Origin of the sequence: Caballeronia sp. SEWSISQ10-4 2 (assembly GCF_030464885.1) — a bacterium.
GTDB lineage: Bacteria > Pseudomonadota > Gammaproteobacteria > Burkholderiales > Burkholderiaceae > Caballeronia.
This window is the reverse complement of sequence record NZ_JALPRJ010000067.1, coordinates 1-12480: the sequence shown is the minus strand read 5'-3', so window position 1 is coordinate 12480 and position 12480 is coordinate 1. Positions and strand designations below refer to the sequence as shown.

Here is a 12480-nt window from a genome sequence, read left to right as displayed (position 1 = left end):
TTGCTCAGTTTCTTTGTCGCTTTGGACACGGAAATGACGTGCCGCCACGCACAGTGGCCAATAGTGTTAAAGAGAACAGCTAGCTCAAGCGGAGCACAGACCCAAGCAGCAACCACCCGGCATTGACTCCGACCGCTAACACCCGAAACCGCCACCGCCCCGACCCCCCCTCACACTGTCAACGGGCGCTTCTCTACCGTGTCGCGCCCTTCTCTCGCACCCGCTTGCAACACACGCAGCAGATCCTTCGACATGGCCTCGACCGTGAAGCGTCGATGGAAAGTCTGCCTGGCCTGCGTGTGCATCGTGGCAGCCAGTGACGGTTCCAGTTCGAGCCAGTGCCTGAGGCTTGCTGCCGTCCCCGCCACCGTATCCGATGCGACGAAACCCGCACCGTCCGCTTCCACTTCGCGCCAGATGTTCACTTTGTCCGAGATCAGCGCCGGCAGGCCGCAGCCCAGCGCTTCAGCTACCGCAATGCCGAAGTTTTCCTGATGCGACGGCAAGATAAACGCATCGCTTGCCTGGAAGGCACCCCACTTCATATCGCCAAGCAGCATGCCGGTCCACGTGATGCGATCGGCGATACCCAGTTCAACGGCAAGCTTTTGCAGCGCAGGGGTCCATTCGCCGCTGTCCGGACCCGCCATCACGAGATGTGCCGACGGATCGATATCGCGGATCTCGGCGAACGCCTTGACCAGCAGATCGCAGCCCTTTTTCTCATGGATGCGGCCAAGGAACAGAAGCAGGCGTTTGCCATCGAGCCCGGGATAAGCCGCCAGAAAGGCATCGCGTACCGGCGCGGAAAACGCCGGCGGCGGATTGGTGCCGAAGGCAACCACTTCCTCGTTTGCCCGATACAGCCGGAACGATTGCCGCGCGAGCACACGCTCTTCTTCGGCAGTGAACAGCACGCGGCGCGCATCGCGCAGCACGCGATATTCCGCCCACGGCCAATACAGCAATTTTTTCAGATGCTTGAGCGGATAGGTGCGCTTGAACCATGGATCGAGCATGCCGTGTGGGAACACGTAATAAGGCACGTCCAGCTCGCGCAGCGCCTTCCACGCGCCGTAGCTGTGGTACTGCCACAGGCCGTTGACGATCACGGCGTCGAACCGCGCAGCGTGGCTTTTGAGCCAGGGCACGAGGTGCGGCGTGAGGCCATAGTTACCACGCGACGGCCCAAGCGCATGCACGGTCAGCGGGAACGCGACGAGCCAGGGCGCGGCCGGGTCGTCGAGTGTGACGACTTCCACTTCGTGACCCATCGACCTCATGTCGACGCCGCTTTGCCGGACGCCTTCAGTCGGACCGCCCGCGCGCGGGTCGATAGTCGATAACAGATGCAGGATCTTCATTGCAGGCGCCGCTTGATGATTGAACGGTGGATCGATGTGCATCGATGTGGATCGTCAGCCGGCCAGGGCCGGCTTGATCCTTATGCCGACGTAAAGCGCGACAGCGTGTCCGTGCTGTCGCGGCCTTCGTTCAGCGTGGGAGCATGTGCGGACACGGGCATCGGCATGGCGACCGGTGCCCCAGCCGGTGCCTGTGACGGCGGGGGCGTTCCCGGCCGGTGCTTCTTCGCCATGCCTTGTTGCGCGACACGCTGGGCTCCACGTACCTGCATGGCGTAGGAGAGGCGCGTATAAGTCGCGACCAGCAGGCCGAGCGCGACGCCGAACACCAGACCGGAGTATCGCGGACCGAGCGGATTACCGCCGATCGACATCGCCGGCAAGCCCGCGAGCAGCAGCAGCGAACGTCCCATCACGGGCAGGTACAGCAGGTCCGGCACGCGCCGCCGCCACGTACGATACGCGACGCCACCAAGGCCCAGCGCAAGCAGTATTGCAAGCGGCAACCAGAGACCGAACAACAGACCGCCCGCAAAGAACTGGTACACCCAGAAGTTGTGGCCTGCGGCGAAATCCCGGATCGCGTAGAAGTCCTTCTTGGAGATCTGTCCAGCGAGCTCGGGCAGGTAGTCGGGCGAGTAGTGATAGATCGCACCATAGCCCTTGCCGGCGATCAGCGCGGATGGCGTGGAGGTAACCTGATCGTATTGATCCTTCATCTCGGCGAGGCGCGTGATCGTGGTCGGGTCGCGGCCCGAAGTTGTTTCCTTCGAAGCGTAGATCCGTTGCGACCAATGTTCGGCGACATCGGGGAAAAACGAGGCTGTGCCCGCCACCATTGCGGCGATCAGCAAGCCGGTCAAGAGGGCGCGCACACCTGCCTTGACCAGGTGCCGTGCCGACGGCGCCGACAGCCATGTAGCGAAGATGAACAGTGCGACGGTGCCCACCAGCAAGCTGCGCGTCACGCTCAGCAGCTCGATCAGGATAGTGCCGAGGAGGATCGCGAGCGTGACCTTGGTGATGCGTTTGGCCACCACGAACTCATGCAGTATGACGCCCTGCAAGCCAAGGAAGGTCACCGATATGATCCGGTAGCGGACGTCGTCGAGCGGGCCACCGCTGGTCGCCACGCCGTAGGCGAAGCTGAAGACGAGCGAGACGACCATCGACCAGAACAGCGCCTTTTCGAACTGCTCCAGCCGGTCGGCTTGCCACGGCCGGCACGCGGCCAGGTAGCCGAGCAGGAACAGCCCGAAGGGCAGCACCGTACGCAGATAGTTGCCGAAGTCATTGTCTTGCATAAGCTGGGTCACGATGCTGCCGACCACCGTTGTGATGGTCGCGGCGGTAATGATCGAACGAAACCGCGAGCGCCGCGTGAAGCTCGGCGCGATGAGCCAGAGGATCAGTCCGGCACCGAGCACCGGCATCATCATGATGACCTGCATCACATGGTTGCCGTCGTCTAGGCCCGCCTTGTAATCCAGCGCGAGAGGGCATAGAAGCAGCCAGATCCATAAGCTCGTGTATTTGTTACGCATGGCTTGTCTCTCTTCAACTCTTAGTTTTGAGGCTTGGCTGCGGACATTTCGAAGTTCGGCGGCACGTGGGACCTGATAAGGATCCAGGCATCGTTTGCGCGATCGTTTTCCCGAGCATGCCTTGCCGGAGGTATTCCTTCCGTTGCATGGATCGCATAGCGCCTTCAATACCTGCCGGCTGGTTGACTTCCGACGTGAGTCAAGCGAAGGATCCAGATGACATAACAGTGCCGCATAAATCATTCCGGCAACCGGCAACCGGCAACTGCCCAACGCTTCCCGCAGCACAGCTGCAGACCAAAACGCGCTGCCTGTGTTCGATGGCCAGCGCCTTCCCCGCTACTGCTGACTGGTTTGCTCGGAATATAGCAGTGGCGGAATCGGCTGCATCGGAGGAGGCGGTTAAGCACTAGTCTTCGTCTTGAATCGACGGGCCGCCGCGCGTGCGGCGCCGCGCTCAACGACAGGCAAAGCCCCTGTCTGCAAGGGATTCAGATGGTCGGGTGATTGCCGCAGCGCAGCGCGCAGCAATCACCCGAGGCGTCGCTTGCGTGCGACAGCCCGCAGTACCTGTCCGTGAACGGCGTGATGTTGGCGGATGAAACCGGAGTGCTCAGACGAAGATTCAGGGACTGCCAGTCAAGATTGATATGGCGGCGGATTTTGCCTGGAGAGTCAGGAAAAAATACCGAAGACAGGTCGGAGACGTGAGGCGCACGCGCCGCCGCAAAGGGGGAATACCATGGGCTTGTTCGGCACACCACGGACACAACAAACATCGAACCGGACGATCGAGCTCGACTTCGTGCGGGGCATCGCGATCATCGCCGTAATGGGCTTTCACTTTCACTCGGTCAAGACCGGTTATTCGTTTGTCAGCTGGATCGAATATCCCTTGAAAAGCTTTGGCCGCGAGGGCGTCAACCTGTTCTTTACGCTGAGCGGCTTTCTCGTGGGCGGGCTGCTGCTGAAGCAATATTCGGAAGCAGGACGCATCGACGCACGGCGCTTCATCATTCGACGCATCTTCAAGATCTGGCCCGCGTATTACGTGCTGATCCTGTTCCATGTGTTCGCCGGCCGCCATCCCACCGACACCTTCCTGTTCCAGAACCTGACGCACTTGCAGAACTACCTGGGCACGTCGATCAATCAGACCTGGAGCCTGGCGGTCGAGGAACATTTCTATCTGTTCCTGCCCGCACTGCTGCTGGTTTTCGTGCGCTTCAAGGTGGGGGCGAATGCAATCATCGGCACCTTGCTCGGGTTATGCGCCATAGTGCTGCTCGCGCGTTGTGCGGTGGTGTCGAACGGCGATCTGGATGCTGCGTTCTTCCAGACGCAGTACCGCATCGACAGCCTGCTGTTCGGCGTGATCCTCGCCGCGTTCTACTGGATGAAACCCGCGGTCTATAAGAAATTCGCCAGTCAGAAATGGCTGCTGCTCAGCATGGTGGCGGGGCTGATTGCGTGGCTTGTCCTGGCTACGCCGCACTTCGCACTGGATGAAAGTATTGGCTACACGATCCAGGCTATCGGCTTTACGGCCGCGATCGTGCTCGCGGTCGAATACTCGGGGGCTATCCGCGATTCGATTGCGTACCGTGCGGTAGCGTGGATCGGGGTGTATTCGTACGGCATCTATCTGTGGCATTCGCTGGCGCTCGCGCCCGGCGACATCATGATCCGCAAGATGGCTGCCATGCACGTTCCGTCGCTCGCTGCCTGGGCGCTTGCGCTGAGCGCGCAGTTTTGCATCGCGATCGTGATTGGCTACGTGACCACGCGTGCAATCGAATTCCCGTTCCTCAAGATCCGTGATGCATTGTTCCCGGCCAAGCGCAAAGGTGAAATGGAAGTGCCTGTGGTGAGCACGCACGTCTCCTGAGTGCGTCTGTTGAAACCGCGATCGCCCAAGCGCGGTTTCTCCCCTTGATTGACTGAATTGTCCGCTGGTATTTCCGGTTTCAGTTGAGTCTGTGCGGCGTTAAAGACCCGGTGTCTTGTGACGTTGCGCAAAAACGCCTTGACCGCATGGCTTTCACTACCTAAGTCGACAGGATTCGCAGTGCGGCGCGCTACGTGCGCAGTGCTGGCTCAGCTAGGCAGCACTGCGGCTTCTTTTGCAAGTGCAATGCCGCCAAACAATAGCCGAACTGCGCCATGCCGATACTGCCTTGCAGCTCGACGCTGCTACCATTTCCCAGCAAACAACAGGCACCGAAATGAGCACAACTACAAGCAAATCTGGCGGGGTACTACCGGCGCTCACTAGCATCCGCTTTCTTGCGGCTCTGACGGTGGTGTTATCGCATTTCACCGAGTTGGGCTTACTCAACCTCCCGAGGTGGTTCTTTGATTTCGTGGATGGCGGTCGTCCCGCCGTGTCGCTATTTTTCGTGCTCTCCGGATTCATCCTGACTTATACGTACCGGAAAACGATCGGTACCGAGGGCCCGGCGCGTTTCTATGTCGCCCGCTTCGCCCGAATCTATCCGGTCGTGCTTCTGTCACTGGGTCTGTCGGCGCTTGTGAGCGCTTATCTGCTTAATGCGGACGACGCATCGCTCATGCTCGAGTGGTACGCGCTAAAGAATTCGATTTATATCTCACTCGCCGTCAGCCTGATCTGCCAACTGTTCCTTCTGAACGCTTGGTTTCCGTTCGCTGCAGTTAATCAACCATGGAACGGGCCCTCATGGAGCATCTCCTGCGAAGCATTCTTCTACGCGCTATTTCCGCTGCTCCTGCGCAGGCTGGAAGCAATGCGAATGCGCGCGTTGTTCTTTGTGTGTATGGGACTCTGGATACTTCAAGGGCTGTGGATTGTGCTTCTTCAGCATGCACTACCGGCTAGCCGTTACGGCTTTCTCGTCGCAGAGTTCCCAATTACACACCTGTTCGAATTCATCGTTGGCATAGGCGCCGCGATCAAATTTGATGAGTTGCGCTCGCGTGGCACCTCGCTCCACTCTCGCGGCGTAGCACTGATTTCTGCGGCACTCACTGTGATCGTTGTTCTGGCAATCTGGCGCCCGGTTTCCCCCGCCTATTATCTCGAATCGCCCTTCTTCGCCGCGCTCATACTCGGCCTTGTCTTGTTGGAACGTCCAGTCATCGGCCTGCTGAATCAACGCTGGCTCGTGCGCCTTGGTGAGGCAAGCTATTCTCTCTACCTCATTCATGTACCGTTAGCACATCTGGCGTTTATCGCTGGGTTCAGGCAGTCGAATGGGTGGATCGCCATGGTCTTCGCAATATGCTTGAGTGCCGTGATCTTTCAGTATTTTGAAGAGCCCATGCGAAGGCGGATCCGCGCGAGGTTATCAACCATCGCGCCGCCAAAACGGCCCGCAACGACGCTCCATGATCGGGCCGCATGACCTTGTCCCGGGGGCAGCGAGGGCACCGGCTTGCTGCCGGCCTGAGCCGCCGCACGCCGCTGCGTAGGTGGCTTTATGACCGCCGGTCAGACTGCGCACATCCGATGCCGGGTTGCTGTTGCTTGCCATGGGGTCTGCGGCCTAAAAGTGCCAGCAAACCAGATCGCGTTCGAACCTTCAAATAATCGCCTGCCGCAGCGTCTGCTTGAAGTGGCTCAACGTATTGCGTTCCAGCAAATGGTCCCTGGCCGGCGCTCCAGGCCGTTGCTCGAACACCTTATCGAAAGCGCGATTAATCGACGTAACCGATAAATCCTCGACCACCGGTCCCAGCTCGCCGGTCCGGCAAAACCATCCGATCAGCCCGTCGGCCGTGGCGACCACGGGCTTGCCGAACCGGTACGCCTGCACCAGTACGCCGCTCATGCCGTAGTGCCCTTTATAACCAAGCCAGACCACATCGCAGGCGGAAAACAGATCCAGCTCCTCTTCGGCGGTGATGAACCGGTCCATGAACACTGCCGGCGGGGATAACTTACCTGCTGAAGAAAGGAACGCGCGGGTCTCATCGTCCTGGGCTCCCGCGACAACAAGCGTCGGCCGCTCAGAACCAGTCCGCTGTGCAAGCGCCGCGACCAGTTCCTGAATGCCCTTGCGCTCGGTGATCGCACCATAGACAAGCACGTGCTTGCCGGCGCCAAGCCCCAGGCGCTGACTGGCCGCCAGTGGCTCCGTAGCCTTCGCGTCGGGGAACGGGTCGGCGAGATACTGAACTGCCGCGCTACGGCCCGCCTGATGACGCTCACGATGCCCCGGCTTCCCCGCGTACCATTCGGTAAGCGTGGGATCGATCGTCAGCAGGGTCTTCAAACCCGGCGTACGAATTGCGCGCTGAAACAACTGCGCCTTGATTGCATTCACAAGCGGCTCGCGCGGCGCTTTCACGCCTACCTTGGCGTGATGAAAATTGGCGCGCATCGTAATGCCCACCCACGGCGTTGCGCCGAACGGCGAACCCGTGAACGGCAGCGAGTAAAAGAAATAATCGATGTAAGGCACCACCACGAGCGCCACCTTGCGGTTGTGGCTGGCGACATCGAATGCGTGCTTGAAATCGCGGAAATACCGCACATAGCTGACCCTTGCAGCGCCACGCCGGCCATGCTCGAGCGGCGCCACAAACTGGATCTGCAATTCCGGCCGGTTCTCCCCGGCCATGCGCTTTGCCAGTGCATGACCCGCGTTGGCGGGGTCGGTCACTATTACGCACCGATACCCCGCTTCCGCATAAGCCGCAGCGGCCCACTCGGCGTAACGCCAGCGATGCCCGGTAAAGTTCGGTTCGACAATCAGCACGGTGTCGAGCGTGTCATTGGCCATAGTCATTATTTTTTTGAAAGCGTACAAGAGGGCATGGTGCGGGGCAGCAAACGCAGAGAACCCCGAGCGCGCGCGCCGCGGCAAACATCAGTCGATATCGTCACACTAGCATTGCCGGACGCTGCGCAACCGCCAAAGTCAGGGTTTGGCCCTGGCGAAAAAAGACAGTGAGCCAGCACACACGAGGGCCGATATCGACTACGAGATGGCGCACAGCACAGGGCGGGTCACGTTACCTTTGCGGAAACCTTGGGGCTTACATCGCTAATGAAAAGTCACGTCTCGCGGGCAACCCGTTTGCCACGCTCCAACTACAAAAATTCGACCCGACGCGAGGAATGTCTGTGAGAGCAGTTCGCTTACCGTTTTCAACCGCAAGCGTGCGTTTCGATCAGGACGCCGCCATCTGGGTCCTGCTGCAACAGATCGTGGTGCGAGGCTTCGTCGCGGTCAAGTTCCTGGCGATCGGCCGGATCCTCGGGCCCGCGGCAATCGGCAGCGTAAGCGTGGCGTTGCTCGCCGTGGCCATAGCCGAAGCGCTGAGCGACACCGGCCTCGCGCAGGCCGTCGTGCAAGGCCGCGAAACGCCGAACCGCTCGCAGCTTGGCGCCGTGTGGACCACGCTGGCCTCACGCGGTGTGCTGATCGCGGTCCTGATCGTCTGCGCGGCGCCGTTGATGAACCAGCAGTTTCATCTGGGCGGCTCGCTGCTGCTGTTGCAACTCGCCGCGCTGCTGCCGCTGATTCGCGGCGTGGCGTCGCCGGCGTATTACATCGTTACGCGCGAACGCGGGTTCATGCGCATCGCGGGCGTGGAGATGTCGTCGGCATTCCTCGATTGCGCGATCGGCCTGGCGTTCGCCCTCGGCGGCGCGGGCGCTTATTCGGTCCTGCTCGGCATGGTAGCGGGCGAGTCGCTCAAGACAGCCCTGACCTGGACCACCATGTCGCCGCGCCCGCCGCTGCGCTTGTCGTGGAAGGGTATCGGCCACTACGTGAATTTCAGCCGCTGGATCTGGGCGGGCAGCGTGGTGAACCTGCTGCTGAATCAGTTCGACAAGGTGATCGTGGCCAAGCTGCTCGGGCCGGCGCAATTGGGCGCGTACCAGATGTCCTCGAAGCTCGCACAAATGCTGCTGGCCGATGCTGCTATCGCGATGTCGCAGTACTTGTTTCCGACCTTTTCCGAGCATCATCGCAAGGATGCGGATTTCGCCGCGCGGCTGTTCCGCCGCTATCTTGCTCTGATCGCGGGTGGCCTCGTGGTGCTGGTGATCTTCCTGCGCTTCGCCGCCGAACCGCTCTTCCAGCTCGTACTGGGAGCGGCGTGGCTGCCCGCTGTGCCGTTGTTCCGCATCTTCGTGGTGAACATGGCTATCGGCGCGATTATTGCGGTGCTGGTGTCGTATCTGCGCGCAGTCGGCTTGCCGAAAGTCGCGACGCATGCGTCCATCATCCAGGCCGTGGTGCTGCTCGTCACCGTGCCGGTCGCAACGCATTTGTGGGGTGTCACCGGCATTGCCTGGGCGATGACCATCGGCCTTGGCGCCGCCGCTGGCTGGATGCTGTTCCGCATCGTCAGGGAGGCGTGATGCGGATCCTTCATCTCGTTCTCGCGCCACGCCTCTCGGGGGCGGAAGTCCTGGCTAAGGACCTGGCGATTCATCAGCAGAAAGGCGGCGAGATAGTCGGGATGGCGTCGCTGCGGCCGCAACACGACGACTTCGTCATGCTGCGCCGTGAACTCAATGCCAGCGGCGTGGAATGCATGTTCCCCAGCGGGTCACACGGCCCGCTCGGCAAGTTGTGGCATTTGTACCAGGCGGTACACCACTATCGCCCCGACGTGGTGTTTGCCCACGCGACCATTCCTGCTTTCTATGTACGCGCACTGCCGATCGCGGCGCCCGTGGTGTACGTCATGCATTCCGCCACCAACGACTTCGAGCGCGGCTTGTTCCGGCGTATCGAACGGGTGTTGTCGCGGCGGGCGCGGGCGGTGATCGGGGTGTCGCCCGCGAATATCTCCGACTATGTGGCCGCCGTCGGCCAGCATCCGTCGATGCAGCTCATTCCGAACGGTGTGGACATGGCGCGCTTTTCGCCGGGCCTGAACGCCGATCCCGCCGATGACCACGCGCAGATCGTGCAGATCGGGCGTTATACGTCGGTGAAGAACCAGTTGCAGACGGTGCATGCGTTCAACGAAGTGGTCCAGCAGGTGCCGCTTGCGCGCTTGCTGCTGGTCGGCGTGGTTGAAGATCCCGCGTATTTCACCGCGGTGAAGGATCTCGTGGCGAAGCTCGGGCTCGAGCAGCGGGTCACGGTGGAAGGGCCGCGCTCCGACGTCTCCGACATTCTCTTCAAGGCGAGCGTGTTTGCCATGCCCTCGCGCTCTGAAGGCCATAGCATCGCGTTCCTGGAAGCGCTGGCGTCGGGCGTGCCGATCGTTGCCAGCGATATCCGGCCGTTCAGTTTCGCCGCGGATTTTCCGGCCGTGCATTTGCTCGATCCCGAGGACACAGCAACGTATGCACGCGCGCTCGTGATGGCGTTGGGGGAAGGGCGGGCGCAGCGGCCGTTAGGTGGCCTGACGCTTGCCGATACCGCAGAACGCTACCTCGCGGTCGCGCGTCAGGTCACGGGCAGCATGGCGGGTGCGGCGGCTTGAGCGTAGGGGCGTTAAGGTTGAGGCGGCACAAAAAAACGCCGGCTGTTCATCGGGACAGCCGGCGTTTTCGTTTTATCGACGCTTGATCGACGCAATGCGGCGGCGTCGAAACGTCAGTGGATCAATGAAACAGCTTCGTCGCCTGGACCAGCGTGTTGATCACACCCCATGCAAGCGGCACGAGCACATAGATCCAGAACACGCCGAGCAGCAACTTGTTGGTCGGTGCGGCATTCAGGTCGTGGTTCAGATTGGTATCGGCGTTCATCGCGTTCTCCGGGCTAGAGTAGGTTCAGTGGATTCAGTCTGCCGCGAGTGCGGAGGCGCTCATGTGATGCTTCTCGTTCACGCGGCGCACCAGCAGGTTGCAGATAAAACCGATCACCAGCAGCCCCGCCATGATGTGCAGCGTCGTTGTATAGGCCTCAGCCTTGACCACGCCATGCGCCACTTCGTACGCGCGAATATAGTTCACCAGCACAGGACCGGCGATGCCCGCCGCGGCCCACGCCGTCAGCAGACGGCCATGAATGCCCCCCACGTACTTCGTGCCGAACATATCGGCGAGATACGCCGGCACGGTTGCGAAGCCACCGCCATACATGGACAGGATCACGCAATACGAGAGCACGAAGAGCGCAACGTTGCCGCTCTGCGCGAACTGCGGCACCAGCAGATACAGCACCGCGCCAAGCGCGAAGAACACGAAGTAGGTGTTCTTGCGTCCGATCCAGTCCGACGCCGACGCCCACACGAAACGTCCGCCCATGTTGAAGAGCGAAAGCAGGCCGACGAAACCGGCAGCGGCCGCAGCCGTAATCGATGCCTTGAAGCTTTCCTGGATCATCACCGACGCTTGTCCCAGCACGCCGATACCCGCCGTCACGTTGAGGAACAGAACGAGCCAGATCAGATAGAACTGCGGCGTCTTGAGCGCCTCGTCGATATGCACGTGATTGCGCGTGATCATCTTGTTGCCGTTCGTCACCGGTGGCGTCCATCCAGCCGGCGTCCAGTTTGCACGCGGGACGCGGATGGCGAGTGCGCCGATCGACATCGAGATGAAATAGACGATGCCGAGCACCACGAAGGTCTCGGTGACGCCGTTGCCGGTCGCGCTTTTGAAGTGGTTCATCAGCGCCACGGAGGCGGGCGCCGCGATCATCGCGCCGCCGCCGAAGCCCATGATCGCCATGCCCGTCGCCATGCCGCGCCGGTCAGGAAACCAGCGGATCAGCGTAGACACCGGCGAGACATAACCGAGCCCAAGCCCGATCCCGCCGATCACGCCGTAGCCGAGATAGACCAGCACGATCTGATGCAGATGCACGCCGAGCGCGGCCACCAGGAAACCGCCGCCGAAACAGCATGCCGCGGTGAACATGGTGCGTCGCGGGCCGACTTTCTCGAGCCATTTGCCGGCGAACGCCGCCGACAAACCGAGGAACACGATGGCCAGCGAAAAGATCCAGCCGAGTGTGGTCAGCGACCAGTCGTCCGGCGCCGATTCCGTGATCCCGATCACGCGCGTGAGCGGAGCATTGAAGACAGAAAACGCGTAGGCCTGACCAATGCACAAATGTACGGCGAGCGCGGCGGGCGGCACCATCCAGCGTGAAAATCCAGGTTTTGCGATGGTTGCTTCTTTGGAAAAAAATCCGGGCGAACCGGTTGTTGTGCTGCCGGTCTGAGAGCTCATTCTTTGAATCTCCAATCTGGTTTATTTGCGCTGTTTATCGGTGGCTTTTTTTTAGGCGTGCTTCAGCGGCACGTTGGCAGCGCTGCCAACGTGCCGCCCAATCTCCCTAGGGCTGTTTGCACGGTGAAGGGATGAGAATGCAGGTGATATATGAAGTTGAATTGCATAAGATTCTTGCACCAGTACGTCCGTACCACCTTAGTTAAGGCATCGTCTAGTTGCAATAGGATATCCTCAGACATAAGTATTTGTACCGATAGAGCAAGCCTGGCCTTGGCCGGTTTTAGTCATTCCCGATAAGTAAAAAATGGGACTTCCCGATAGACCGCAGGCAAATACCCGTAATAACGGCCCGGTGCAAGCTTTCTGAAGGGATAAACGAGATTTATCAGGTTGCGCGAAAGACCTCGGCCTTCAGGCCGGAGATGGACAGCGCGCC

At 60.6% G+C, this 12480-nt stretch carries 9 protein-coding genes; 4 read left to right on the top strand and 5 right to left on the bottom strand.

Going from position 1 to position 12480, the window contains the following annotated elements:
• Positions 1-170: 170 nt before the first annotated feature.
• Together M0D69_RS32935 and M0D69_RS32930 are read right to left on the bottom strand one after the other, a co-directional pair.
• Positions 171-1364: a glycosyltransferase gene (locus M0D69_RS32935; protein WP_301786043.1), complete on the bottom strand. Its 1194-nt coding sequence runs from the start codon at positions 1362-1364 to the stop codon at positions 171-173.
• An 80-nt stretch (positions 1365-1444) separates the two neighbouring features.
• A complete protein-coding gene (locus M0D69_RS32930; RefSeq protein ID WP_301786023.1) occupies positions 1445-2908 on the bottom strand; it encodes a hypothetical protein in 1464 nt (487 codons plus the stop codon).
• A 742-nt stretch (positions 2909-3650) separates the two neighbouring features.
• Here M0D69_RS32930 and M0D69_RS32925 point away from each other — a divergent pair.
• Together M0D69_RS32925 and M0D69_RS32920 are read left to right on the top strand one after the other, a co-directional pair.
• Complete coding sequence (locus tag M0D69_RS32925) at positions 3651-4796, top strand: acyltransferase (RefSeq protein ID WP_301786022.1); 1146 nt, start codon at positions 3651-3653, stop codon at positions 4794-4796.
• A 289-nt stretch (positions 4797-5085) separates the two neighbouring features.
• Positions 5086-6291 (top strand): acyltransferase, encoded by a 1206-nt coding sequence (locus M0D69_RS32920; protein WP_301786021.1) that lies wholly within the window; start codon positions 5086-5088, stop codon positions 6289-6291.
• Between the two features lie 177 nt (positions 6292-6468).
• Here the strand turns inward: M0D69_RS32920 and M0D69_RS32915 are convergent, their stop codons facing one another.
• Positions 6469-7671 (bottom strand): glycosyltransferase, encoded by a 1203-nt coding sequence (locus tag M0D69_RS32915; RefSeq protein WP_301786042.1) that lies wholly within the window; start codon positions 7669-7671, stop codon positions 6469-6471.
• Between the two features lie 344 nt (positions 7672-8015).
• Between M0D69_RS32915 and M0D69_RS32910 the strand changes: the two genes are divergently transcribed.
• The gene (locus M0D69_RS32910; protein ID WP_301786020.1) at positions 8016-9263 is read left to right on the top strand and encodes an oligosaccharide flippase family protein; all 1248 of its coding nucleotides are present in this window, start codon (positions 8016-8018) and stop codon (positions 9261-9263) included.
• Complete coding sequence (locus M0D69_RS32905) at positions 9263-10342, top strand: glycosyltransferase family 4 protein (RefSeq protein WP_301786019.1); 1080 nt, start codon at positions 9263-9265, stop codon at positions 10340-10342. The genes M0D69_RS32910 and M0D69_RS32905 overlap by 1 nt, the downstream gene beginning before the upstream one ends.
• 121 nt (positions 10343-10463) lie before the next feature.
• Here the strand turns inward: M0D69_RS32905 and M0D69_RS32900 are convergent, their stop codons facing one another.
• Together M0D69_RS32900 and M0D69_RS32895 are read right to left on the bottom strand one after the other, a co-directional pair.
• Positions 10464-10610 (bottom strand): oxalate:formate antiporter, encoded by a 147-nt coding sequence (locus M0D69_RS32900; protein ID WP_301786018.1) that lies wholly within the window; start codon positions 10608-10610, stop codon positions 10464-10466.
• A gap of 33 nt (positions 10611-10643) precedes the next feature.
• The gene (locus tag M0D69_RS32895) at positions 10644-12041 is read right to left on the bottom strand and encodes an OFA family MFS transporter (protein ID WP_301786017.1); all 1398 of its coding nucleotides are present in this window, start codon (positions 12039-12041) and stop codon (positions 10644-10646) included.
• Between the last annotated feature and the right edge of the window lie 439 nt (positions 12042-12480).

Coding starts and splice junctions, on each gene's coding strand:
- M0D69_RS32935 (WP_301786043.1), bottom strand. CDS start 1,364: ATGAAGATCCTGCATCTGTTATCGACTATCGACCCGCGCGCGGGCGGT.
- M0D69_RS32925 (WP_301786022.1), top strand. CDS start 3,651: ATGGGCTTGTTCGGCACACCACGGACACAACAAACATCGAACCGGACG.
- M0D69_RS32900 (WP_301786018.1), bottom strand. CDS start 10,610: ATGAACGCCGATACCAATCTGAACCACGACCTGAATGCCGCACCGACC.
- M0D69_RS32905 (WP_301786019.1), top strand. CDS start 9,263: ATGCGGATCCTTCATCTCGTTCTCGCGCCACGCCTCTCGGGGGCGGAA.
- M0D69_RS32930 (WP_301786023.1), bottom strand. CDS start 2,908: ATGCGTAACAAATACACGAGCTTATGGATCTGGCTGCTTCTATGCCCT.
- M0D69_RS32895 (WP_301786017.1), bottom strand. CDS start 12,041: ATGAGCTCTCAGACCGGCAGCACAACAACCGGTTCGCCCGGATTTTTT.
- M0D69_RS32915 (WP_301786042.1), bottom strand. CDS start 7,671: ATGGCCAATGACACGCTCGACACCGTGCTGATTGTCGAACCGAACTTT.